The organism is Affinirhizobium capsici, assembly GCF_977018625.1.
On the sequence record NZ_CDRNXD010000004.1, the window covers coordinates 2,053,303 to 2,075,407 of the forward strand.

At 56.8% G+C, this 22,105-nt stretch carries 24 protein-coding genes; 10 read left to right on the forward strand and 14 right to left on the reverse strand.

The window, feature by feature from the left end:
- Positions 1-273 precede the first annotated feature (273 nt).
- Entirely contained in the window at positions 274-771 is a 498-nt protein-coding gene (gene greA, locus AC0JZ1_RS13250) for a transcription elongation factor GreA (RefSeq protein ID WP_471882818.1), read from the forward strand.
- Between the two features lie 9 nt (positions 772-780).
- On the opposite strand, the gene AC0JZ1_RS13255 is transcribed toward greA, so the two are convergent.
- The gene (locus tag AC0JZ1_RS13255; protein WP_471882819.1) at positions 781-1,596 is read right to left on the reverse strand and encodes a pseudouridine synthase; all 816 of its coding nucleotides are present in this window, start codon (positions 1,594-1,596) and stop codon (positions 781-783) included.
- Positions 1,597-1,684: 88 nt separating this feature from the next.
- Here AC0JZ1_RS13255 and prmB point away from each other — a divergent pair, with 88 nt between their 5' ends.
- Positions 1,685-2,602: a 50S ribosomal protein L3 N(5)-glutamine methyltransferase gene (prmB, locus tag AC0JZ1_RS13260; RefSeq protein WP_471882820.1), complete on the forward strand. Its 918-nt coding sequence runs from the start codon at positions 1,685-1,687 to the stop codon at positions 2,600-2,602.
- Here prmB and AC0JZ1_RS13265 read toward each other — a convergent pair whose 3' ends face one another.
- Entirely contained in the window at positions 2,603-3,406 is an 804-nt protein-coding gene (locus tag AC0JZ1_RS13265) for a potassium channel family protein (RefSeq protein WP_471882821.1), read from the reverse strand. It lies immediately after the preceding gene.
- A 123-nt stretch (positions 3,407-3,529) separates the two neighbouring features.
- On the opposite strand from AC0JZ1_RS13265, the gene AC0JZ1_RS13270 reads away from it, so the two are divergent.
- Complete coding sequence (locus AC0JZ1_RS13270; protein ID WP_471882822.1) at positions 3,530-4,231, forward strand: SDR family oxidoreductase; 702 nt, start codon at positions 3,530-3,532, stop codon at positions 4,229-4,231.
- Positions 4,232-4,247: 16 nt separating this feature from the next.
- On the opposite strand, the gene AC0JZ1_RS13275 is transcribed toward AC0JZ1_RS13270, so the two are convergent.
- Complete coding sequence (locus tag AC0JZ1_RS13275) at positions 4,248-4,796, reverse strand: cupin domain-containing protein (protein WP_471882823.1); 549 nt, start codon at positions 4,794-4,796, stop codon at positions 4,248-4,250.
- Between the two features lie 147 nt (positions 4,797-4,943).
- On the opposite strand from AC0JZ1_RS13275, the gene aptA reads away from it, so the two are divergent.
- A complete protein-coding gene (aptA, locus tag AC0JZ1_RS13280) occupies positions 4,944-6,278 on the forward strand; it encodes an omega-aminotransferase AptA (protein ID WP_471882824.1) in 1,335 nt (444 codons plus the stop codon).
- Between the two features lie 44 nt (positions 6,279-6,322).
- Here the strand turns inward: aptA and AC0JZ1_RS13285 are convergent, their stop codons facing one another.
- The gene (locus AC0JZ1_RS13285) at positions 6,323-7,144 is read right to left on the reverse strand and encodes a bifunctional allantoicase/(S)-ureidoglycine aminohydrolase (RefSeq protein ID WP_471882825.1); all 822 of its coding nucleotides are present in this window, start codon (positions 7,142-7,144) and stop codon (positions 6,323-6,325) included.
- Positions 7,145-7,565: 421 nt separating this feature from the next.
- On the opposite strand from AC0JZ1_RS13285, the gene AC0JZ1_RS13290 reads away from it, so the two are divergent.
- Entirely contained in the window at positions 7,566-9,359 is a 1,794-nt protein-coding gene (locus tag AC0JZ1_RS13290; RefSeq protein ID WP_471882826.1) for an MFS transporter, read from the forward strand.
- A gap of 430 nt (positions 9,360-9,789) precedes the next feature.
- Here AC0JZ1_RS13290 and AC0JZ1_RS13295 read toward each other — a convergent pair whose 3' ends face one another.
- Positions 9,790-10,065: a hypothetical protein gene (locus tag AC0JZ1_RS13295; RefSeq protein ID WP_471882827.1), complete on the reverse strand. Its 276-nt coding sequence runs from the start codon at positions 10,063-10,065 to the stop codon at positions 9,790-9,792.
- 114 nt (positions 10,066-10,179) lie between these two features.
- Entirely contained in the window at positions 10,180-11,613 is a 1,434-nt protein-coding gene (locus tag AC0JZ1_RS13300) for an aldehyde dehydrogenase family protein (protein ID WP_471882828.1), read from the reverse strand.
- A gap of 412 nt (positions 11,614-12,025) precedes the next feature.
- On the opposite strand from AC0JZ1_RS13300, the gene rpsU reads away from it, so the two are divergent.
- Together rpsU and AC0JZ1_RS13310 are read left to right on the forward strand one after the other, a co-directional pair.
- Positions 12,026-12,268 carry a 30S ribosomal protein S21 gene (gene rpsU / locus AC0JZ1_RS13305; protein ID WP_471882829.1) on the forward strand — a complete coding sequence of 81 codons (243 nt, stop codon included), beginning with the start codon at positions 12,026-12,028 and terminating at the stop codon, positions 12,266-12,268.
- Between the two features lie 45 nt (positions 12,269-12,313).
- Positions 12,314-12,499, forward strand: coding sequence for a hypothetical protein (locus tag AC0JZ1_RS13310; protein ID WP_471882830.1), 186 nt, complete (start codon positions 12,314-12,316; stop codon positions 12,497-12,499).
- Between the two features lie 54 nt (positions 12,500-12,553).
- Here the strand turns inward: AC0JZ1_RS13310 and AC0JZ1_RS13315 are convergent, their stop codons facing one another.
- The 6 genes from AC0JZ1_RS13315 to AC0JZ1_RS13340 form a co-directional block, all read right to left on the reverse strand.
- A complete protein-coding gene (locus AC0JZ1_RS13315; RefSeq protein ID WP_471882831.1) occupies positions 12,554-12,910 on the reverse strand; it encodes a hypothetical protein in 357 nt (118 codons plus the stop codon).
- Positions 12,911-12,970: 60 nt separating this feature from the next.
- The gene (locus tag AC0JZ1_RS13320) at positions 12,971-13,999 is read right to left on the reverse strand and encodes a LacI family DNA-binding transcriptional regulator (RefSeq protein WP_471882832.1); all 1,029 of its coding nucleotides are present in this window, start codon (positions 13,997-13,999) and stop codon (positions 12,971-12,973) included.
- Between the two features lie 7 nt (positions 14,000-14,006).
- Positions 14,007-14,831 carry an ABC transporter permease gene (locus tag AC0JZ1_RS13325; RefSeq protein ID WP_471882833.1) on the reverse strand — a complete coding sequence of 275 codons (825 nt, stop codon included), beginning with the start codon at positions 14,829-14,831 and terminating at the stop codon, positions 14,007-14,009.
- Positions 14,828-15,652: an ABC transporter permease gene (locus tag AC0JZ1_RS13330; RefSeq protein ID WP_471882834.1), complete on the reverse strand. Its 825-nt coding sequence runs from the start codon at positions 15,650-15,652 to the stop codon at positions 14,828-14,830. The genes AC0JZ1_RS13325 and AC0JZ1_RS13330 overlap by 4 nt, the downstream gene beginning before the upstream one ends.
- A 79-nt stretch (positions 15,653-15,731) precedes the next feature.
- Positions 15,732-16,877 carry an ABC transporter substrate-binding protein gene (locus tag AC0JZ1_RS13335; protein WP_471882835.1) on the reverse strand — a complete coding sequence of 382 codons (1,146 nt, stop codon included), beginning with the start codon at positions 16,875-16,877 and terminating at the stop codon, positions 15,732-15,734.
- A 47-nt stretch (positions 16,878-16,924) separates the two neighbouring features.
- Positions 16,925-18,007, reverse strand: a complete 1,083-nt coding sequence (locus AC0JZ1_RS13340) for an ABC transporter ATP-binding protein (protein ID WP_471882836.1) — start codon at positions 18,005-18,007, stop codon at positions 16,925-16,927.
- A gap of 245 nt (positions 18,008-18,252) precedes the next feature.
- Between AC0JZ1_RS13340 and AC0JZ1_RS13345 the strand changes: the two genes are divergently transcribed.
- Positions 18,253-18,744 carry a sigma-70 family RNA polymerase sigma factor gene (locus AC0JZ1_RS13345; protein WP_471882837.1) on the forward strand — a complete coding sequence of 164 codons (492 nt, stop codon included), beginning with the start codon at positions 18,253-18,255 and terminating at the stop codon, positions 18,742-18,744.
- A 77-nt stretch (positions 18,745-18,821) separates the two neighbouring features.
- On the opposite strand, the gene AC0JZ1_RS13350 is transcribed toward AC0JZ1_RS13345, so the two are convergent.
- Both AC0JZ1_RS13350 and AC0JZ1_RS13355 read right to left on the reverse strand, forming a co-directional pair.
- Positions 18,822-18,950 carry a hypothetical protein gene (locus AC0JZ1_RS13350; RefSeq protein WP_471882838.1) on the reverse strand — a complete coding sequence of 43 codons (129 nt, stop codon included), beginning with the start codon at positions 18,948-18,950 and terminating at the stop codon, positions 18,822-18,824.
- 66 nt (positions 18,951-19,016) lie between these two features.
- Complete coding sequence (locus AC0JZ1_RS13355) at positions 19,017-19,841, reverse strand: manganese catalase family protein (protein WP_471882839.1); 825 nt, start codon at positions 19,839-19,841, stop codon at positions 19,017-19,019.
- A 182-nt stretch (positions 19,842-20,023) separates the two neighbouring features.
- On the opposite strand from AC0JZ1_RS13355, the gene AC0JZ1_RS13360 reads away from it, so the two are divergent.
- Entirely contained in the window at positions 20,024-20,686 is a 663-nt protein-coding gene (locus tag AC0JZ1_RS13360) for a metal-binding protein ZinT (protein ID WP_471882840.1), read from the forward strand.
- Positions 20,687-20,851: 165 nt separating this feature from the next.
- Positions 20,852-22,099, forward strand: a complete 1,248-nt coding sequence (locus AC0JZ1_RS13365) for an NAD(P)/FAD-dependent oxidoreductase (RefSeq protein WP_471882841.1) — start codon at positions 20,852-20,854, stop codon at positions 22,097-22,099.
- Positions 22,100-22,105 lie beyond the last annotated feature (6 nt).

The window sequence follows — 22,105 nt, forward strand, 5'->3', positions numbered from 1 at the left end:
AGCCGTAACCCAGCCGAGCACAGTATCTTGCGCTCCTCTTGGCTGCATTAACAGCGCGTGGATAGCCCTCTGTTTCGGCAATGACATCTCCTGCAGATTACGTTCTGCAAGATATGCAATTATCGCGCCAACATCGGTCGGCGATGCTACTGCATGGAACGCTTGTTCGTCTCATGGCTTTTTCAACGATCTTGGTTTTAGTGTAGGACCAGCCCAGCAACTCAGTTGTCTCGCACAAAACCAGAAGTTCTGATTGAAAGAAGGAGCCCGTGCATGAGCGTGGCCTTTGTAAAAGAAGAGAGTGCTGAAACCGCTGCAGAAACCCTGCTGCCGGACCGCCCGATATCGCCTCACCCCAACCTTGTAACAGAGGCGGGCCTGGAGCAACTGAAACGGCAGATGGATGAGGCACGCGAGGCCTATCATGCGTCCAATGCCATTGAGGATGTGAATGAGCGAAGACGGCAAGCCGCAGGGCCTTTACGTGACCTGCGCTATCTGACCGAGCGGGTTCGAACGGCACAGATCGTTCCATATGCGCAGGATACGGAAATCGTTGCCTTCGGCCATACCGTCACCTTTTCGCGAGAGGATGGCAGGGTGCAGACCTACAAGATCGTGGGTGAAGATGAAGCCGACCCCAAGGCAGGCAGCATCTCCTATGTATCCCCCGTTGCCAGGCAGCTGGTCGGAAAGCGCGTGGGAGATGTGGTTATGGCAGGAGGCCAGGAACTGGAGCTGCTTTCCATCTCGCTTGAAGGCGAAACCTGAAATAGGGCTTCACGCAGACAGGCGCTTGAGCGCCGAGACTTCAGATGCTGTGAGCTGGCGGCTCTCGCCCTTACCCAGCTCGCCTAGCGGCAAGTCGCCAATGGCGATGCGTATGAGACGCAGACATTCAACATTTTGCGCCTCCAGCATCCGACGGATCTGCCGGTTCTTGCCTTCATCCAGCACGAATTCCAGCCAGGCATTTTTCTCGCCCTGCCGCAAAAGATCGATACGCCGTGCGGTCAATCTCTCCCCATCATGATCCACCCCTGCCCGCAGGCTTGCCAGCAAGGCGTCATCTGCAAGCCCATCAATCTGCACATGATAGGTTTTCGAAACATGCGTTCTGGGATCGAGAAGTGCATCGGCAAACCGGGTATCATTGGTGAAGAGAAGCAAGCCTTCGCTGGCTTTATCCAGTCGCCCGACCGGCGAGATATGGGCCGTTGCAGCATCCTTCAGGCAATCATAGACCGTTGGCCGCCCTTGGGGATCGTGCCGTGTCGTGACAAGACCGCGCGGCTTGTTGAGCATGAGGTAGACAAATTCTTGCGCTTTGATCGGTTGACCATCAACCGCAAGCCTAGACTGCTTGAGGTCAACCCAGGTTTCCTTGTCGAGAACCGTCTTGCCGTTCACTGTCACACGCCCGCCAAGGATCAGTTGCTCGGCCTGCGTTCTCGAGCAAAAACCGAGCTTGGATAGCGCGCGTGACAGGGTTGCACGCTGGCTATTATCAGGCGCCAGTCGCGGTGGACGCGAAGTGGCGGGTGCTTCCCGCCTCTCCTTCTGTCCCTTGGGCGGGCCACGCCTGTTGTTCGCCATTGCTCATCCCATCGAATTGCCGCGTGACAGCTTTTCCCAAAATGTTTTAGAGCAATAATGAACCTAGTCATTCTTGGAAAGTGAAACAGTGCCCAATCTGGATGAAACCGCCCGCGAACTTGTGACCCTGCGCGATTTCTGGCGCTATGCCATTTCCCGCTTCAATGCGGCAAATCTTTCCTATGGGCATGGCACATCCACTGCAGGCGATGATGCTGCCTTTCTCCTGCTCGACTCGCTGGATCTTCCAATCGACACGCTTGACCCATTCCTCGACGCACGGCTTCTTCCGCATGAACGCAAGCTATTGGCAGAGCGCATCGAAGCGCGTGTGGTGAGCCGCAAGCCTTCCTCTTATATCACGGGCCATTCCTATATTCAGGGCGTTCGCTTCCATGTGGATGAACGGGTGATCGTACCGCGTTCACATATCGGCGAAATCCTGTTCAACGAATATCTGAACCCCAATGGTTCCAGCTTTTTGCCCGATCCGATGCAGGTGAAAAGTGCAGTGGATATCTGCACCGGCTCAGGTTGCCTGGCAGTGATTGCAGCCAAGTTCTTCCCCCACGCGACTGTCGACGCTGTCGATCTGTCTGCCGATGCGCTGGAAGTTGCCAAGCTCAATGTTGCGGAACATGAGGTAGAGAGCCAAGTGAACTTGTTACAGGGCGATCTCTTCGCGCCGCTTGCAGGTCGCACCTATGATCTCATCATCACCAACCCGCCCTATGTCGATCATGAGGCTTTGGCCGGCTATCCACCGGAATATCAGGCAGAGCCACGCATGGCACATGATGGCGGCGAGGACGGACTTGATCTGGTGCGCCAAATCCTTCGCGATGCGCCAGCCTTCCTCAACCCGGAGGGGCTGCTGATCTGCGAAATCGGTTCAGGTCGCGAGATTCTGGAAGAAGAATTCCCGCATCTGGAATTTGCCTGGATTGAGACCGCTGAATCCCAGGATGCGGTGTTCCTGATCAGCGCCGAGACGCTATCGAGCTGATTAATCGTTATCGTTCGGAATATTCAGCACCTGCCCGCAGGCCTTGCAGTGAACGGCATCCAGATCGTGCCGCTGCAATCCGCATTGCGGGCAGGGAAACGTGACCTTGTTGGGCCGCACCACGGCCTGCGCCAGCCGCACGAAGAGGGAAATCCCAACGATCATGGTGACGACGGAGGTGAGCTTGCCTACGGTTCCGGGCAACGTGATATCGCCAAAGCCGGTGGTCGTCATGGTCGCGACGGTAAAATAAAGCGCGTCGACGAAGCCTTCCAAACCATCCTGATTGTAGAAGAAGGTGGTGTAGACGAAGCTCGTCACCACAAACAGGAAGACCATGAAGTTGAGCGCGGCTCGCACCACTTCATGATAATTGCCATACCCCGCTTTTCGAAGCGCCACCCGCAGAAGCGGGCTTTCCCCAATCGCCCAGAGGCGCATGGCGCGCAGAAACGCGAAATTGAACAGCGTGTCGGGAAATAGAAGCGTCGCCAGGACCGCCAGATCTATCCAGGTCAAAGGTCGCTTGAAAAAGGCCTTCGGCGAATCCGCCGCCAGCGCCCGCACCAGAAGCTCGCCCGCAATCCACACCGCAATCGCATAATCAATGATGAGATAGGTGGGGCCGCTTCTCAAGTAAGGGCCGAGAATGAAAAAGGCGAGGATGCAGAGATCCACGACGGCGAGCAAGGACTGCCAGCGTAGCGCCCAGGCATCGCGTCCACGCGCCAGGCGCCGCGCTGCCATGCGCCCATGGGCCAAACGTGTGGGAATGGAATGGGACGATGCTTTGCGTGTCTTCATTCGGCGGCGATATAGTGCTGATTGTGACGGGTCAAGCGGTGGCTTGCAAGTGCAAGCCAATCGCGAAGCACAAGCCAGCATGCTATGTCTGCCTCCAGTTCTTTAAAGGATGGAGATCAGGACATGGCGGAAAAGATAGCACTCATTACGGCAGGCGGCAGCGGCATGGGTGCGGCGGCAGCCAAAAGACTTGTTGCAGACGGTTATAAGGTCGCAATCCTTTCCTCTTCCGGCAAAGGTGAAGCTCTGGCCGCAGAGCTTGGCGGAATTGGTGTGACCGGCTCCAACCAGTCGAATGACGATCTGAAACGGCTGGTGGATTCCGCTATGGGCAAATGGGGCCGCGTTGATGCGCTGGTGAACTCTGCCGGTCACGGTCCTCGCGCTGCTATCCTCGATATCACTGACGAGCAATGGCATAAGGGCATGGATGTGTACCTGATGAACGTCATTCGTCCGGTCCGGCTGGTGGCACCCATCATGCAGGCGCAGAAATCCGGCGCCATCGTCAACATCTCGACAGCATGGGCGTTCGAACCCTCGCCTATGTTCCCTACATCCGCAGTCTTCCGCGCCGGCCTTGCCGCCTATACCAAGCTGTTTGCCGACACATTTGCCGCCGACAATGTGCGGATGAACAATGTGCTGCCAGGCTGGATAAATAGCCTTCCAGGTACGGAGGAACGCCGAGAGAGTGTGCCGATGAAACGCTACGGCACGATGGACGAAATTGCCGCCACCGTTGCATTTCTTCTCTCGGAAGGTGCCGGTTACATGACCGGCCAGAACCTCAAGGTCGATGGCGGGTTGATGCGTTCCGTTTGAGATCGCTGCCGATGAATTAAAAGCTCGGTGGCGTGCAGGCGCTGATAACTTCACACGCCACCGGTCCTACACATCGGAAACGATGCGGGCGACGACTATCGAAATAGTATGCGTCGCCGGGGCCGAGGATGCGGCGCTCATCATCCACAGTCACTTCCAATCGCCCGGACAGGATAATGCCGCCCTCCTCGCCTTCATGGACAAGCGGAACTTTGCCGGTATCGGCACCGGGCTGATAGCATTCTTTGAGAATTTGCAGGCTGCGCCCGAAGGTGTTCTCTCCCACCTGACGGAAAGAGATGCGGCCCTTGCCGATCTCTACCAGCTCCTCTGCCGCATAGAAGGCTTTCTTCGGTTTTTCCGGCTCGAATGCAAAGAATTCCGCCAGCCCAATCGGGATGCCATCCAGAATGCGCTTCAGTGCTCCAACGGAAGGATTGGAGGCATTCGATTCAATCAACGAGATGGTTGAATTGGTCACACCGGCGCGCTTTGCCAATTCCCTCTGCGAGAGCTTGTGCGCCATGCGGATCTGGCGCAACCTGTTGCCTATATCGACGGACATGCCACCACCTGTTTCACCTGTTCGACATATCGAAACTCATGGCGTATCCTATCAGTAAAATCAACAGGTTGCATGACATCAGAAAAGGACTTGTTGCCGCTTTGAAAATGCCGCACACAAACACATCGGAAATGGAGCCGCATTGCTATGGACCACTCTTCACGTTCTAACCTGCCTTCGATGGAAAACTTCTGGATGCCGTTTACGGCAAACCGGCAGTTCAAGGCCTCGCCGCGCCTCTTGGCCAGTGCCGAAGGCATGTATTACACCGATGTGGATGGCAATCAGGTGCTGGATGGCACGGCCGGTCTGTGGTGCGTGAATGCTGGCCATGGCCGCAAGCGCATTGCCGATGCAGTTGAGCGCCAGCTGCGCACGCTCGATTTCGCACCCACCTTCCAGATGGGACATCCCGTTGCCTTCGACTTCGCTGAAAAGCTTGGCAAGATGTCGCCCGGCGGCCCTTCCGCACAGCTTGACCGCGTGTTTTTCACCGGCTCCGGTTCCGAATCCGTCGATACCGCCCTGAAGATCGCCATCGCTTACCAGCGCGCCATCGGCCAGGGCACGAGAACGCGCATCATCGGACGCGAAAAGGGCTATCACGGTGTTGGCTTCGGCGGCATTTCTGTGGGCGGTCTCGTCAACAACCGCCGCATCTTCCCGCAGATCCCGGCAGACCATATGCGGCATACGCTGGATCTGGAGCGCAACGGCTTCTCCAAGGGTTTGCCACCGCACGGCATTGAACTGGCGGAAGATCTGGAACGTCTGGTGCAGTTGCATGGTGCTGAAACCATTGCCGCTGTGATCGTCGAGCCGCTGTCCGGTTCGGCTGGCGTTATCATTCCGCCGAAGGGTTATTTGGAACGTTTGCGTGCGATTTCCGAAAAGCACGGCATTCTGTTGATTTTCGATGAAGTCATTACCGGCTTTGGCCGTCTCGGCACGCCGTTTGCGGTGGATTACTTCGGCGTGGTGCCGGATCTTATCACGACAGCCAAGGGTCTGACCAATGGTGCGATCCCGATGGGCGCTGTGTTTGCAAGCCGCAAGGTGCATGACGGCCTGATGCATGGGCCGGACAACGCCATCGAGCTGTTCCACGGCTACACCTATTCCGGCCATCCGGTTGCCAGCGCCGCCGGTATCGCAACCATGGAAATCTATGAGGAAGAAGGTCTGCTGACGCGCGGTGCAAGCATGGCGGAAACCTTCCAGGAAGCCCTGCACAGCCTCAAGGGTCATCCACATGTGGCCGATATCCGCAACCTTGGCCTTGTAGGTGCCATCGAACTGACACCGCGTGATGGCGCACCAGGAACTCGCGCCTATGACGTGTTTGTCGATTGCTTCAAGAGCGGCCTGCTTATCCGCGTGACGGGCGATATCATTGCGCTTTCGCCGCCGCTGATCATCGAGAAGGAGCACATCGAGATCATCGTTTCCAAGATCGGCGATGCCTTGAAGCGGGTTGCTTGATCGACAAATGAGAAGCGGCCCTGCTCAGGGGCCGCTTCGTCTGTTCAGATCAGATCGACGTGACGGTTCACGTCCTTGTAGAGCAGGTAGCGGAAGCGGCCGGGGCCACCGGCATAGCAGGCCTGCGGGCAGAAGGCGCGAAGCCACATGAAATCGCCTGCCTCCACTTCCACCCAATCATTGTTCAGGCGGTAGACGGCCTTGCCTTCCAGCACATAGAGCCCGTGCTCCATGACATGGGTTTCCATGAAGGGAATGATGCCACCCGGCTGGAAGGTGACGATGTTCAAGTGCATGTCGTAGCGCACGTCTGACGGATCGATGAAGCGAGTGGTCGCCCAGCATCCATTGGTATCCGGCATGGCGACCAGTTCACGCTCATCCTCATGGGCAAAAATGGCAGGCGGAGCTTCCAGCCCCTCCACCACCTGAAAGCGCTTGCGCACCCAATGGAATTTCACGGCAGTAGAGCCGGTATTCTTCAACGTCCACTTTGCACCAGCTGGCAGATAGGCGAACGAGCCTGAGCGCAACGCATGGGCCGTACCTTCCAGCGTGATCGTCATCTCGCCTTCCACCACGAAGATTGCGCCTTGGGCTGCGGCGTTCGGCTCTGGCCTGTCGCTGCCGCCGCCGGGCTGCACTTCCACGATATATTGCGCGAAGGTTTCTGAAAAACCTGTCATCGGACGCGCGATAATCCAGGCGCGTGTCTCATTCCAATGCGGCAGAAGGCTGGTGACGATATCCGTCATGACCGTACGGGGGATAACTGCATAGGCAGTGGTGAATGTGGCCTTGCTGGATAGAAGCTCGGTCTGTGGTGGCAGACCGCCCATGTTCGCGTAATAGCTCGTCTTTTCCATTCCAATCTCCAATCGACACGCAGGCCATCCGTGTCATTTCCTTTGAACGCCTCATGTCTTATCGCCAAGTGATGATGAAATAAATCGCCAACTTCGGTGACATTGCATTCCGCAAAGCGCTGTTCCCTCGAAGGATAAGATCGGCTGTGGACTTAGACGAAAGTCGTTCTGATCCGTCCAATCCCTCTGTGTTACTTTGGCACCATCGCATTCTGTCACATGGGTAGGAGTTGACAGTCTGGCGGGGGACGCCGTGTTTAAACCGGCATGCAAGGAGGGCCGCACCCGAAAGGGAGAGATTGCAGACAGACGGCTGGAGGGCCGGACTGATGAAGCGAAGCGAGCCAGAAATGGCACCACGCGCACGATGTGATCAGCGATATTTGACGGTCGGAAGACCGGAATTCTGGAGGAGGAATTCATGGCAGCAATTGAAATGAACGCAAGGGACCGCTCGCGTCCCATGACCGGGGAGGAGAAGAAGGTCATTCTCGCCTCTTCCGCTGGCACCATCTTTGAATGGTACGATTTCTATCTTTACGGCTCACTGGCGGCGATCATCGGCGCACAGTATTTCACCGCCTTCCCGGAAGCCACACGTAACGTGTTTGCGCTTTTGGCCTTTGCAGCCGGCTTCATCGTTCGCCCCTTTGGAGCGCTCGTGTTCGGCGCATTGGGCGACCTTGTTGGCCGCAAATATACCTTCCTGATGACCATCCTCATCATGGGCCTTTCGACCTTCCTCGTCGGCCTTCTGCCAAGCTACAGCAGCTGGGGTGCGGCGGCTCCGGTCATTCTCATCATTCTGCGTATGTTGCAGGGCCTGGCGCTCGGCGGCGAATATGGTGGTGCCGCGGTCTATGTGGCTGAACACGCGCCTGCCAACCAGCGCGGCTATTTCACCGCCTTCATCCAGACAACGGCAACTCTTGGCTTGCTTCTGTCACTCATCGTCATCCTGATGGTGCAGAGCTATGTAAATGCCAATTGGGCTCCAACCGCGGTTCTCGATGCAGCAGGTGCAGCCGTCCTCAACCCTGATGGTTCGGCAAAGATGATCAAGGCCTTCGATCTTTGGGGCTGGCGTATACCCTTCCTGGGCTCGATCGTTCTTCTGCTGATCTCACTCTACATCCGCATGCAGATGCATGAATCGCCTGCCTTCAAGAAGATGAAGGAAGAAGGTGCAGCCTCGAAAGCTCCGCTTCGCGAAGCCTTCGGCACCTGGAAGAACGGCAAATTCGCCCTCATCGCCCTGTTCGGCCTCGTCGCAGGTCAGGCTGTAGTTTGGTATTCTGGCCAGTTCTACGCTCTGTTCTTCATCCAGAACGTTGTGAAGGTTGATAGCTTCACCGCCAACGTCATGGTGGCCTGGTCACTGATCCTCGGCACAGGCGGCTTCCTCTTCTTCGGCTCGCTGTCAGATAAGATCGGCCGCAAGCCCATCATTCTGGCCGGCTGCCTGATTGCGGCTCTCACCTACAAGTTCGTCTTCCCGCTTCTCACAGAAACAGCCAACCCGGCTCTCTACGCAGCACAGCAGACGCCAGTCACTGTCACCGCAGCTCCCGGCGACTGCTCGTTCCAGTTCAATCCGGTCGGCACGGCCAAGTTCACCTCCTCTTGCGACATTGCCAAGGCAACACTTGCTCGTAACTCGGTGAACTACACATCCGTCGAAGATCCAGCAGCCACGACAGCGCAGATCAAGGTGGGTGAAAGCGTTATCCCATCCTACGATGCCAAGGCTCTGACAGGCGATGCCGCCAAGGCTGCTCCTGCTGCCTTCACCAAATCGGTCAACGACGCTCTCACGGCTGCCGGCTATCCGCTTGCTGCCGACAAGAATACCAGCGTGATCAAGGCTGCGCACTTCTTCGATATCTTTACCGGCCAGAAGATCATGGTTATCCTGATCCTGACCTACCTGATCATTCTGGTGACGATGGTTTACGGCCCAATCGCCGCCATGCTGGTGGAACTCTTCCCCACTCGCATTCGCTACTCCGGTCTCTCCCTGCCCTACCACATTGGTAACGGCTGGTTCGGCGGCCTGATGCCAGCAACGGCCTTCGCCATCTCGGCACAATCTGGCAATGTTTACGGTGGTCTCTGGTACCCGATCATCATTGCGGGCGTCACGGTCGTCATCGGCGCGCTGCTGGTACCGGGCAATACGCACAAGAAGGACATCTTCGCCGACGACGCGAAATAACCCTCATATCGAATGATTGACGACGAACAGGCTGGCCCTCGCGCCGGCCTGTTTCATTTTAAAGTATAAGATTGTCAGATACTTATGTTCTTCATCTCGCCACTCACCTCCGTCGACACGCAACTTTGAGATGCTATAGGCGCTGGATCGAGAGCGAAGCAGCAGGCGTTGAACCAGCCAGCGCCAACTCGTGAGGATGAGCCGCACGAGCCGAGGCAGAGGCTCTGCTCTCGAACAGGAGTGATGAAGATGGGGATACCTATCGCAATCACGATTGAGCTAAGGAAAACCCGGACGAGCTGGTTAATTCGCGTCCGGGTCCAATTCTTTAGCTAGTCGCAACGAGGTCAAGTGTTAGCGCACTTGACCTCACTCCTGTAAGATACAGGCACGGCGTCTGACTTTCAAGCACGGCATCAGGTGCTTGTCTTCATCGCCTTGACTTCTCCCATGCCAGCCAGCCGAGCAGAAAAACGCCGAGAATAATGGCATTTGCAACAACCCCAAAGCCGATCGCCTGAACCCTGTCGACACCTGCTCCTGCCGCCGTGGTAAGCGGTAGCAGGACGGCGACGAAAACCACACCCATGGCAAGCGGCATGGTAAGGCCCATGGTTTCGCGTGTCCGTAGCGCCGTCATCAGCAAAAAGAAAATAAGCCCTATGCGGAACGGATCGAGCAATTGGCCAGTCAGAATGTCTATCATGGCTCCCCCCAATTAACACATTGGCGAGACTATGAAATCTCTGGGATGAACAAGCAATCGCAAAAGAAATGCCGGCGGATGAACCACCGGCACAGTCCCCATCAAAGATGGTGCTCAGGCCAGCGTGTAGGCTGTCTTCACCACGGTGAAGAACTCGGCGGCATATTTTCCCTGCTCACGTGGTCCGAAGGAGGAGGCCTTGCGACCACCGAAGGGCACATGAAAATCAACACCAGCCGTTGGCAGGTTCACCATCACCATGCCAGCCTCAGAGTTACGTTTGAAGTGGGTCGCGTGTTTCAGGCTTGTCGTTGCGATACCGGCGGAAAGGCCAAAGGGCGTATCGTTGGCGACCGCGAGCGCTTCCTCATAATCCTTCACACGGATGACAGCGGCAACAGGCCCGAAGATCTCTTCGCGGCTGATGCGCATATCATTCGTCGCCTCCGTAAACAGCGTCGGCTGGAGGTAGAATCCGGGCGTTTCGCGCTCGATGCGCTCCCCGCCATAGGCTAGCTTCGCGCCTTCTTTTCTGCCGATGTCGATATAGTCGCAATCCTGCTTCAACTGGCGCTCATCAACAACCGGGCCGATATGCGTGCCTTCTTTTAGCGCGTGATCGACATTCAACTTGCTGAGACGCTCCGTCAGTGCTGCGACGAACTTATCATGAATGCCTTCGGTAACGATCAGACGAGAAGACGCGGTGCAACGCTGGCCGGTGGAGAAGAAGCCGGAATTGGCGGCCGCCTCTACGGCCACGCCAAGGTCGGCATCATCCAGAACCACCATCGGGTTCTTACCGCCCATTTCCAGCTGGAACTTGCGGTTATGCTCAATGGATGCCGCCGCCACGCGCTTTCCTGTTCCGGTGGAGCCTGTGAAAGTGATGCCTGCCAAATGCGGGCTGTCAAGCATGGCCTGACCGACAACGGAACCCTTGCCCATGACGAGGTTCATCACGCCCTTGGGCAAACCTGCACGATGCAGAATATCCACGATCGCCCAAGAGCAGCCCGGCACGAGTTCGGCGGGCTTGAACACGACCGTGTTGCCGTAAGCCAAGGCTGGCGCGATTTTCCAGGCGGGTATGGCTATGGGGAAATTCCATGGCGTGATAACGCCGATTGGACCTAACGGCTCGCGGGTAATCTCGACCCCGATATTGGGCCGCGCCGAAGGAACGAGTTCGCCGGTCAAGCGCAGGGTCTCGCCCGCGAAGAAATCGAAGATCTGGGCGGCACGGATCGTCTCACCGATACCTTCAGCCAGCGTCTTGCCTTCTTCCAGCGAAAGCAGACGGCCAAGCTCGTCCTTGCGGGCCAGAATTTCGTCCGCCGTCTTTTTCAGAATGGCATGACGCTCGAGAATGCCGGAACGCGACCAGGATGGAAAAGCCGCCTTAGCGGCAGCGATAGCCCGTTGTGCATCCTGCGCTGTCGCCTGAGCATAGAGGCCTACCACATTGCGCGTATCGGAAGGATTGATGTTCTCTTCCGCCTCCGAGCCCACCCACTCGCCGGCAATAAGGTTTTGGTGAAGTGTCATGACGCCTATCTCCTTAGGGCGATCATCCGCCCTTCACATCTCACTAATCTTACTTATCATATGTCTTTTGAAGAGAAATGTGACAAGTGGCTTTTGCTCTTGGAACAATCCCGCCCTGCCTGCGGTTTCTGGTGGAAGAAATTTTCTGCGAAAGCGGAGCACGCACCATGTCTCAAATTAACTCTTCCTAAAGGTTGAATTTCGGGTTTGCGCCACTACATAAAGTATCATCGCGCGCAGGTCTTTCCATTGGAAGAGTCCTCTCTCACGAGGCAGAGCGCAATTTCAGGCGTGACCCTTGTCCGCCCTTTCGCGGTGATGCCATCCGCATCTCTCGCGTGTTGTTCGGCACTTGCCGAAACCGTACCAGATCATCAGGCACTTCGTTTTCGGGGTGCAGAAGGAGATATTTTTGCAAGTTCTCGTCCGCGACAATAATGTTGACCAAGCTCTCCGCGCCCTGAAGAAGAAGATGCAGCGTGAGGGTATTTTCCGCGAGATGAAGGCGCGCAGCGCCTATGAAAAGCCATCCGAACGCCGTGCCCGTGAAAAGTCGGAAGCCATTCGCCGCATGCGCAAGCTTGCGCGCAAGAAGGCGCAGCGCGAAGGGTTGCTGCCGATGCCAAAGAAAGCCGCCGCTGGCGGTCGACGCTGATCAAAGTGTGAAACGTTCCCGATAGTCGTTAAGAAAGGATAGGCCATGTCCCTGGATGATGTGACGATTGCTCCCGTAAAACTTTCCCCGCGCGACAGAGCGGAAGCGACGGATCGAGCCGCCCGAGAAATCATTGATACCGAAGCGATGGCGCGGGAAAAGAAAACTGAAAAGCTTCGCGCCATGCGGCTTGCCAAAATGGCAACGCAAAGTCCGCGCAAGGGCCGATAATACATTGGAAAAAGGCGATCCAGCAGGATCGCCTTTTTTGTTTGTCGTCTTACATCAACCGCCTGACGGGTTTTGCGGTGCCTGCCCAGGCTTGATGACCGGCATATTTCCGGTTTGCGGCGCAGGTTCAAGGATATCGTGATCCCCCGTTGCCGGCGGCTTTAACACCCCATTGCAATTTGCCAGATTGCCGGAAAGAGCTTCCGGCTTGCTGCCACCTGCCTGATTGCCACCATCGCCGCCAGTCTGCCCCTGGGCTTGGGGTGCGAGGCAGCGATCCGTTGATGGGCTTGGGGCGGTCGTTCCGGCCTGTGCCATGGCTTCGCTCGCTGCCAGCACTCCACCAACAGCGATGATAACGGAGAGAATAAGCGTTCCGCGCCTACGCTTCAAAGTTTGAAATTCGGACATGATATGCTCCTCCTTTCAAACGAAACCGCCTCACCCCGCCGCCGTTCCCGAAATGCATGTTCAACTTGCCGGGATGAAGCTTTCGCGAATCACCAGATCGGGGATGAGGCGAATTGTGCGGTGTGGCGCATCCGGATTTGCGGCACGCTCTTCCAGAAGCTCGATCACAGCAGCGGCGACACGTTGCGGGTCCTGGCGAAAGGTCGTCAGGCTATAGTTCAGCCAGGCTGCTTCGGGCACGTCATCAAATGCCATGACAGCCACATCCTCCGGCACCCTTTGACCGGAGCGCTTCAGCACATCGATCAGCCCAAGGGCCAGAAGATCGTTGGCGCAAAAGACCGCATCAAATTCCGCCTTGTTTTCCAAAAGTCTGTGCGCGGCCGTAACACCACCCTGATAATCCGAATCCGCACCGTGCGTCGCTGGAACTGGGGTGAGCCCGTGTGCTTTGCACGCCTCGGCGAAAGCAACTTCCCTTTCGCGAATGCTGGGCGTTCCCGAATGCGAACCAATGTAGGCGAGCCTTTTGCGTCCTGCTTGAAGAAAGAGTTCGGCCGCGCGGGTGGCTGCTTCCTGGTTTCCGGCCTGCACCAGATCCGCACCCGCTTCGGCCCGTCCGATCATCACCACCGGCTGGCCATTGCGCCTTGCCAGTTCGAAGAAGCTCTCAGGCGGGGAGCCAGAGAGGATGATGGTTGCCGCTGCGCGATGGCCAATGAGAATGCGCTGGGCGGCCAGCAATTCCTCTTCCGTCTGGCCTGTATTGATAAGAATTGGTACGCTGCCACGGGCGATCAGCGCTTTGGAAAGGGCTGCTGCCAGATGCGAGCGAAAGCCGACCTCCGGTTTGGTGGCGACAATACCGACAAGGCGGCTCTGATTGGCAAGAATTCCCCGTGCCAGATCGTTGACGTGATAGCCAAGTTCTTCTGCCGCTTTCATGACCTTCTCGCGCGTGGCGGGCGAGACACTGGCACCGGGCGTGAAGGTTCGCGAAACGGCAGAGCGTGAAACGCCTGCCTTGCGTGCCACCTGTTCGGCGCTGACAAAGCGGGTCTGGTTGCGGGCGGGCTTTTCTTTTGTCATCAAGACCTCATCGTCCCACGCGGGACAGCACGTCCGCTTTCAAGAAGCGTTCGACGAGCAGCATGAATACAAGCGAAGGGATCAGCAGCAGTAGTGCTGTGATGGAAGCAATCTGATAGTTGCCGCCAGACCCTGCGGAATAGAGCAACAGGGGCAGCATGTTCACATCCGGTGCGCCGACGAAGTAGCTTCCGGTAAATTCATCCAGCGATTCCAGGAAAACGAAGATGGCGCTTGCCAAAAGGCCGGGTGCTGCGAGCGGCAGGGTGATATCGCGAAAGGTCCGTATTGCCCCGGCACCGATCGACCGAGCTGCCTGTTCCAGTTCCGGCTCAATGGCGGAAAAGGCCGCCGTTGCGATCCATACCGCATAGACCAGACCATGCGACACGTGGACGAGAACCACGCCCGCAATGGTGCCATTCAGGCCGATCTCATAGAAGATACGTGCGACATTGACGTAAACCGTGAGGTTGGGAAAAGCCTGAGGCATGAGGAAAGCAAGCAGGATCAAGCCCCTCAACGGGAGCTTCAACCGTGCGAGCGCATAGCCCGCCGGAATGGCCAGCGCTAGTGAAACCAGCACGGTCAGGATTGCAACGATCAACGAGTTGCCAAGCGATTCAAGCGCTCCTCCCCTCGGCGCGAAAACCTTCTGCCAGCCGGAAAGTCCATATTCCAGCGGCAGCGCATGAGGAAAGTACCATTTCTCTGTCACAGTCCAGAGCAGCATGTTGAACAGCGGCCCGAAAATAACAAAGGCCATCAGCCCGAAGATGATGCCACGCGGCACCCACCAAAGAGCAGAAAGTGTGCGGGAGGAAACGTTCATGACACCCGCTCCTTCATGCTGATCCTGAGATAAAACCAGGCAACGCCAGAGGCCATGAGAAGCGAGATGAGGCCGAGCGCGTTGGCGACGCCATAATCACCATAGGCATTGACGCGGAAAGCGATGTCCGCCGTCAGCATGGTGGGCGATTGCGCATTGATCATCAACGGCACCGAGAGAACCGACATCATCGTGACGAACGAAAGGATGAGGCCCACTGCAAGTGTGGTAACCGCCTGGGGCAGGACGATCTGAAACAGAATGCGAAAGCGCGATGCGCCGAGGTTCATCGCTGCCTCAATGCCTTCCCGATTGACCGATGCCATGGCGCCGGACAGCAGGAGCGCCACGGAAGGCGTCTGCTTCCACACGAAGGCAATGACAATGCCGCGCCAATCCAGAAAACTCATGGCTTGCAGCGGCTCGATGAGACCAAGGCTGATGGCGGTATTGTTCATCATGCCATTCTTGGCAAGAAAGGTGCGCAAGACCTGCCCGACAACAATGAATGGCACGAACATCGGCCAACGATAAAGAAACCGGAGAAGCGCCACGGCACGCGGATGGTTACCGAGCGTAAGATAGCCGCCAATCGCAACGGAGAATGCGCCGATTAAAGCCGTCGAAAGCGTGATGATCGCAACGGTGAATGCCATGTCCTTCCAGTAAAGATCAAAAGACTTCCAGAAATTCGCGAGGCCCCAGCCCTCATCCACGCGGAATGCGCCAATACCGGAAAGAGTGAGAGGCAGGATGAACAACAGGCCGATCACCGCAAGCGCAGGTGCCACGAGGCAGAGGCCGAGAAAACGTCTGGACATGAAAGAAACCAGTGAACGTAATGTATGAAAAAGGTGCCCTCCCCTCCGAACCGAGCCGGAGGGGAAGCCAAGCAGGCGGTTACTTTACAGACTTCTCATAGGCCTCGAGAATAGCCGTATTGTAAGGCGCAATCGGAAATGGCTTGCCCTTGGAGGCAAGATCTTCCGGCGAAATATCCACGAAGAGCTTGTTCCAGGTCGCGTCGTCCAGTTCCGCCTTCACATGGGTTGCGTCGATGCCGGGATACCAGTTGAAGCGCTTGACGATGCCTTCTGCCTGTACCTTCGGGCTGGTGGCCAGCGCGACGAACTTCTCCGCCAGTTCCTTGTGGGCCGCATTTTCCGGGATCACGTAGTGCATCGGCTGACCAGGCATACCGGGTGCGGGAAGAACCAGCTTCATCTCCGGCGGCAGGCGGCCATCGGCCTTCCAGCTGTAGAACATGTCCACCCAGACCGGACCCATGGCGATTTCGCCGCGTGAGAGAAGATCAAGCGTTCCGGCATTGCCAGGGGTCAAAGTCGCATTGGTAGTGAAATCGGCGAGCTTCTTCAGTGCGCCGTCCCACTTCTGCGTGTCGGCCTGATCGAAGGGGCCGTTCATCAGTTTGTTGGCATCAGTATTACCGAAGGCGTAGATCCAGCCCATGACGAAGCTAACGCCGGATGCACCGCCCTTGATGCCGTTATAGCCGAACTGCTTAGGATGGGCTTTCGCCCAATCCACCAGTTCCACGTAGCTCTTGGGCGGGTTGGGAACGAGCGTCGGATTATAGGCAATGGCCGTCTGGCTGTTGAACATCGGCATGACATAGCCTTCGACATTGGTGCCGAGCGCCATCTTGGCATTGTCGCGCGTGACGAGCTTGCCGGTATCAATATCACCGCGATACTTGGCGAGATAAGCCTTGGTGACCATGGGACCAACGAACTTCTCGTGGACCACGGCAACATCCGTATCCCAGGTCTTCTGCTGGGCTCCGGCTTGCGCATCAAACCGCTCCAGAATCTTTTGTGAACCGGCATCGCCAGGGCCAGTACCCACCGCACGAACCGTGTTGCCGGGATTGGCTTTTTCAAACAGCGGCGCAAGATATTGGTTGATATAATCGACCATATTCTGATCGCCCGCCGTTACCACGGTCAGTTCTTCGGCATGGGAAGGAAGGGCAGAAAGAGGGAAGGCAGACAAGGCAAGAGCTGCCATTGCAGACAATCGGTTCATTGGTCGTCTCCGTTTGAGATGAAGAGGTTGAATTCGGCCCGGCGGCTTCAGGCAGCCGGGTTAAAGACAAAGAAGTTTTCGTTGGCGACGCCCAGCACCACATCCGCGCCCGGCGTGAAGGCGCGAGGCGCATCGGCCATCACCTCGTGTTCGCCAACACGGATGACATGCCGCCAGTGACCGCCGGGATAACTGACGGAGAGAACGCGCCCGTCGAAAAGCTGGCCGCCGGCTTCCGGCACAGCTCTGCCCGGTTCGAAAAGTTGGGCTGCCTCCGGGCGGAAGCGTGCTTCCATCAGGCCGGGCTTCAAAGCGTGACCCGGCACCGGCATTGTCAGCGTCTTATGGCTTGGAAAAGATGCAAAGCGCACGCGCTTATCCTCAACCTCGCCCTTGAAACTCAGAAGGTTTTCCGCCCCCATGAAGGCCGCAACGAAGGAGGATGCGGGCTGGTTATAGACGTCTTCCGGCTTTCCCTGCTGGGCGATCTGCCCACCATTGAGGATGACGATGCGGTCCGCCATGACCATCGCCTCCTCCCTGTCATGTGTGACATGAATGGCCGTAATGCCCAGCCGCTGCTGCAGGGCACGAAGCTCATGACGCACTGTGAGGCGAATACGCGCATCGAGATTGGAGAGGGGCTCATCCAGCAGCAGAATTTCCGGATCGATGACCAGCGCGCGTGCCAATGCCACACGCTGCCTCTGGCCGCCGGACAAGGCTGCGGGCTTGCGTTGACCAAGCCCCTGCAGCCCCAAAAGCGCCTGCACCGCTTCAACCTTGGCTGCAATTTCTGCTGAGGCAAGTTTGCGCAGCTTCAGGCCATAACCGATGTTTTGCGCAACCGTCATATGCGGCCAGAGCGCGTAGGATTGGAACATCAGCGCCATGCCGCGACGATCCGGCGGAAGCCTTGTAATATCGCGGCCCGATATGCTGACGGCCCCTTGAGACGGAGAAACGAAGCCGGCAAGCAGGCGCAGCAGGGTGGTCTTGCCACAGCCGGATGCACCGAGCAGGGCAACGAACTCACCCTTTTTGACGGACAGATCAATGCCCTTCAGCACCTGGGTTGACCCATAGGTGCTAGCCACCTGCCTCAGTTCGAGAAATCTATCTTCGCTCATTCCATGCCCCAAATGCACAGCCGTGCAACCGTTGGGAACACTCTTATGATTGCTTTCTAACAGGCAGATGACAGCAGGCGGCCATAGGCCAAAATTTGCTCACCCCATCAAAAGTGAGGGGCATACAGGCTGCTTTTGCCTGCGCTTTGTACCAAAGCAGACACTATATCCGATTTCGCTAATTTTAACGGAACAAGAACGCCGCGGGTTGTGTTTCTTGGACAGAGGGTATGGAGGCAAATATCATGACCGATATGACCACACATCATCGGGTTCAGGCTCAAATGATTGAGTTGATCCCCGCGCTACGTTCTTTCGCAAGACGATTGGACCGCAGCCCTACCAATGTCGATGACCTCGTTCAGGAAACGCTGGTTCGTGCATTGGCCAATATCGATAAGTTTCAGGAAGGAACCAGCCTTAAATCCTGGATGTTCACGATCCTTCGCAATACATTTTGTACAAAGTTTGGTCTTGCCAAGCGCGAAACCGTTGGACTTGAAGACTGCGCCTCGGCGCGCCCCAGCGTGAATGCGCCGCAGGAATGGTCTGTGCGGGCGCATGAATTTCATCGCGCACTTCTGGCACTGCCTGATCACTACCGCGATGCGGTGGATATTATTCTTCTTCAGGGCCAAAGTTATGAAGTGGCTGCTGAACGGTGCGGTTGCCCCGTCGGCACTATCAAAAGCCGCGTCAACCGCGCACGCGCACAGCTTTCCACTCAATTAAACTAACAAAAAACACCCCTCTCACCTCAAAAGGTAGCCATTCGCTACCTTTTATTTTGTCTGCTTCAGGGATGGGTGCACGCTTACTGGTCAATCGCGTGAGGGGACGGCTGTCCGGGAGCATCCCCGGAGGTGGAGAAGGGTCTGATCACGATCAGCGCCAGCACGACCAAGATGATCACGGCAATACCCAGCAGCATGTTTCTTTGCATGGCGAAATACCTTTATGGGAAATGGCGACCCATGAAAGGCCGCCATCGAATTTCGTTTACAGAAAATTATAGCTGCTCTGACTGAGCACCGCTGCCAGGCTTGGCAGGCCCGAGATCAGGCTTCGGTCCCATTGCGGAAAGGGGTGTCGAGGTGAAATTGCCCTTGCCATCAATGGAACGACCCTCAGACCAGCGACCCGCGACCGGCGGGGTTCCATCCGCCTGAAAGCCAAGGAAGGCATAGGAGAATTCACGCTTTTCCTCTTCCTGGGGGAAGCTGTTTGGAATGGGGAACGCACCTTCAGCGCCGCCCAGTTCTTCCAGCGCGGCCATCCACTGGTTCTGGTGCATGGTGTCACGGGCGATGAGGTAGGACAGCATGTCCTTCATGCCGGGATCGCTGGTCATGTTATAGAGACGCACGGCCAGTGTGCGACCTGTGGATTCGGCGGCGATATTGGCAGTCATATCCGCCGCAATATTACCGCTGGCATAGACGTGCGACATATCGAAGGGAACGCCGTCGCTATCCACCGGCATGGCGGAAAGCCCGGCCGAGAGCAGGTTCTTCATGTTGAAGCCGTTCATGACCATGCCGTTGACCGGATCGGCAGCCATGGCTTCCTTCTCCGTAAGCGGTGCAGCTTCCATATTAAGCGCAACGGCTGTGGCCAGCATTTCAATATGGCCCAATTCCTCGGCAGCCGTGTTCATCAACAGATCGCGAAATTTCGGGTTGCCGCGCGCACCGCATGCCTGGAAGAAATACTGCATCGCCACGCGGATCTCACCTTCCACTCCGCCGATTGCCTGCTGAAGCGCACGCGCAAACCTTGGGTCCGGTTTTTCCACGCGAACAGGGTGTTGCAGCTTTCCATCGGTATAGAACATTGAGCATCTCCTTGGGTTTCGGTGGCCCTCCAACAAGAGCATTTGGGAGAAGTTCCGTCCCTCCCCGGCAAAAGAGATTTCAACTTGCGCAGGCGGCGAAACCGCGTTAATGCCGATGCGTAATGTTATTACATATCTTTTTGGGCGACAGGGACGTCGCCGCCGTTTGAAAGGGAGTGGACGTGCACAAGGTCATCAAAACGCTTGGTTATGCCCTGGCGATTTCAACCACGGTCATCGTGGCGAGTGCAGCATCGACGCAGGCTGCCTCACACCACAAGCATAATCACAGCCATTCGCATGGGGAGGAGAAGGGCGTGCAGCAGGGCTATTTCGAAGATTCACAGGTAAAAGCGCGTGCGCTTTCCGATTGGGAGGGCGATTGGCAATCCGTCTATCCTTACCTGGTGGACGGCACATTGGATCCGGTGTTAGCGCATAAGGCTGAGCACGGAGACAAGACGGCAGCGGAATATCGCAGCTACTATGAAGAGGGTTACAAGACCGATGTGACCCGCATCACGATCCAAGGCAAGAAGGTCACCTTCTATCGTGGGAAGGACGTCGTCAGCGGCGACTATGAGAGTGATGGCCATGAAATCCTAACCTACAAAAAGGGCAATCGCGGCGTTCGCTTTATCTTCAAGAAGACGACGGGTGACGAAGCAGCGCCGCAGTTCATTCAGTTCAGCGATCACATCATCGCGCCGGAAAAGGCAGAGCATTACCACCTTTATTGGGGCAATGACCGCGCCGCCCTGCTTCAACAATTGACGAATTGGCCAACCTATTATCCGGCCAAGCTGAACGGCAAAGAGATCGTTGAAGAGATGATGGCACACTGATCATCACCAGATGGGCAGTGCAGAGGCAAGCCTTGGCGGCACCTTCTGCACTGCCGCTAAAAACTCTTGGTGATGAGGGCTTTAGCGCAGTTTTCGTTTGCAAGCGGGACCAAGCGGACGCAATGTTTGTTGCGCAAGTCATTTCATTCAAAAGAGCAGCATTACATGTCGGCAGATGTCATCGTTCTGGGTGCGGGTATCATTGGTGTTTCAACGGCGGTGCATTTGGCCAAGCGCGGCAAATCGGTGGTTCTGGTGGATCGCCGGGGACCAGGGGAAGAAACCTCCTATGGCAATGCCGGTCTGATTCAGCGCGAAGGCGTCGTGCCCTACGGCTTTCCGCAGCAGTTGGGAATGATCCTGCGCTATTCGCTCAATAATCGGATCGATGCGCACTATCACCTGAGCGCCCTGCCCTCCGTCGCCAAATTCCTGGCGACCTACTGGTGGAATTCCAATGTCAGCCGGCATCAAGTCATTGCCCGCGCCTATGCGCCTTTGATTGAGCATTCCATCACCGAGCACGACATCCTGATTGGGGAAGCAGGCGCCGCTCACCTCATCCGCAAGGATGGCTGGACGGAAGCATTCCGCACCAAGGCCAAGCAGGATTCAGAGGTGAAGGAGGCAGAGCGGCTGAAGCGGGAATATGGCCTGAACTTCGTTGTTCATGATGCCAAATCACTCGCGGAGAAAGAACCGCATCTATCGAATGATTTCGTCGGCGGTCTGAGCTGGGTCGAACCCTGGTCTGTGCTTGACCCCCATGCCCTGACCCTTGCCTATGTGAAACTCTTCGAGAGCTTGGGCGGACGTTTTATTCGCGGCGACGCCATGTCGCTCAAGCAGAAGGGAAGTGGGTGGGAGGTCACGACGGAAGATGGCCCCGTTTCCGCCAAGGATGTCGTCATAGCACTTGGGCCCTGGTCGGATACGGTCACCAAGCCACTCGGCTACCAGTTCCTCGTCGGCGTCAAGCGCGGCTACCACATGCATTATGGCATGCGTGACAATAAGGTCTTGAACGGGTGGACCATGGATGCCGAGCGCGGCTATTTTCTCGCTCCTATGAAACAGGGCATTCGCCTCACCACGGGCGCGGAATTTGCCACGCGCGATGCGCCGAAGACACCTGTTCAGCTGGAGCGCGCTGAAGCCGTGGCGCGCACTGTTTTCCCGCTTGGTGAAAGGCTCGACAAGGAACCTTGGATGGGTGCCCGACCCTGCACGCCGGACATGATGCCAGTGATCGGCAAGGCACCGCGACACAACGGCTTGTGGTTTGCCTTCGGCCACAGCCATCACGGGCTGACGCTTGGGCCAGTTACGGGCCGCGTCATTGCGGAATCCATTTGTGGTGAAAAGCCTTTCATGGATATCACGCCCTACCGCCCGGACCGTTTTGCCATCTGAGGAACA

Bases quoted from the DNA above. Each gene is read 5' to 3' on its own strand.
- greA (WP_471882818.1), top strand. From the start codon at position 274: ATGAGCGTGGCCTTTGTAAAAGAAGAGAGTGCTGAAACCGCTGCAGAA.
- AC0JZ1_RS13255 (WP_471882819.1), bottom strand. From the start codon at position 1,596: ATGGCGAACAACAGGCGTGGCCCGCCCAAGGGACAGAAGGAGAGGCGG.
- AC0JZ1_RS13265 (WP_471882821.1), bottom strand. From the start codon at position 3,406: ATGAAGACACGCAAAGCATCGTCCCATTCCATTCCCACACGTTTGGCC.
- AC0JZ1_RS13270 (WP_471882822.1), top strand. From the start codon at position 3,530: ATGGCGGAAAAGATAGCACTCATTACGGCAGGCGGCAGCGGCATGGGT.
- AC0JZ1_RS13275 (WP_471882823.1), bottom strand. From the start codon at position 4,796: ATGTCCGTCGATATAGGCAACAGGTTGCGCCAGATCCGCATGGCGCAC.
- aptA (WP_471882824.1), top strand. From the start codon at position 4,944: ATGGACCACTCTTCACGTTCTAACCTGCCTTCGATGGAAAACTTCTGG.
- AC0JZ1_RS13285 (WP_471882825.1), bottom strand. From the start codon at position 7,144: ATGGAAAAGACGAGCTATTACGCGAACATGGGCGGTCTGCCACCACAG.
- AC0JZ1_RS13290 (WP_471882826.1), top strand. From the start codon at position 7,566: ATGGCAGCAATTGAAATGAACGCAAGGGACCGCTCGCGTCCCATGACC.
- AC0JZ1_RS13295 (WP_471882827.1), bottom strand. From the start codon at position 10,065: ATGATAGACATTCTGACTGGCCAATTGCTCGATCCGTTCCGCATAGGG.
- AC0JZ1_RS13300 (WP_471882828.1), bottom strand. From the start codon at position 11,613: ATGACACTTCACCAAAACCTTATTGCCGGCGAGTGGGTGGGCTCGGAG.
- AC0JZ1_RS13310 (WP_471882830.1), top strand. From the start codon at position 12,314: ATGTCCCTGGATGATGTGACGATTGCTCCCGTAAAACTTTCCCCGCGC.
- AC0JZ1_RS13315 (WP_471882831.1), bottom strand. From the start codon at position 12,910: ATGTCCGAATTTCAAACTTTGAAGCGTAGGCGCGGAACGCTTATTCTC.
- AC0JZ1_RS13320 (WP_471882832.1), bottom strand. From the start codon at position 13,999: ATGACAAAAGAAAAGCCCGCCCGCAACCAGACCCGCTTTGTCAGCGCC.
- AC0JZ1_RS13325 (WP_471882833.1), bottom strand. From the start codon at position 14,831: ATGAACGTTTCCTCCCGCACACTTTCTGCTCTTTGGTGGGTGCCGCGT.
- AC0JZ1_RS13330 (WP_471882834.1), bottom strand. From the start codon at position 15,652: ATGTCCAGACGTTTTCTCGGCCTCTGCCTCGTGGCACCTGCGCTTGCG.
- AC0JZ1_RS13335 (WP_471882835.1), bottom strand. From the start codon at position 16,877: ATGAACCGATTGTCTGCAATGGCAGCTCTTGCCTTGTCTGCCTTCCCT.
- AC0JZ1_RS13340 (WP_471882836.1), bottom strand. From the start codon at position 18,007: ATGAGCGAAGATAGATTTCTCGAACTGAGGCAGGTGGCTAGCACCTAT.
- AC0JZ1_RS13345 (WP_471882837.1), top strand. From the start codon at position 18,253: ATGACCGATATGACCACACATCATCGGGTTCAGGCTCAAATGATTGAG.
- AC0JZ1_RS13350 (WP_471882838.1), bottom strand. From the start codon at position 18,950: ATGCAAAGAAACATGCTGCTGGGTATTGCCGTGATCATCTTGGTCGTG.
- AC0JZ1_RS13355 (WP_471882839.1), bottom strand. From the start codon at position 19,841: ATGTTCTATACCGATGGAAAGCTGCAACACCCTGTTCGCGTGGAAAAA.
- AC0JZ1_RS13365 (WP_471882841.1), top strand. From the start codon at position 20,852: ATGTCGGCAGATGTCATCGTTCTGGGTGCGGGTATCATTGGTGTTTCA.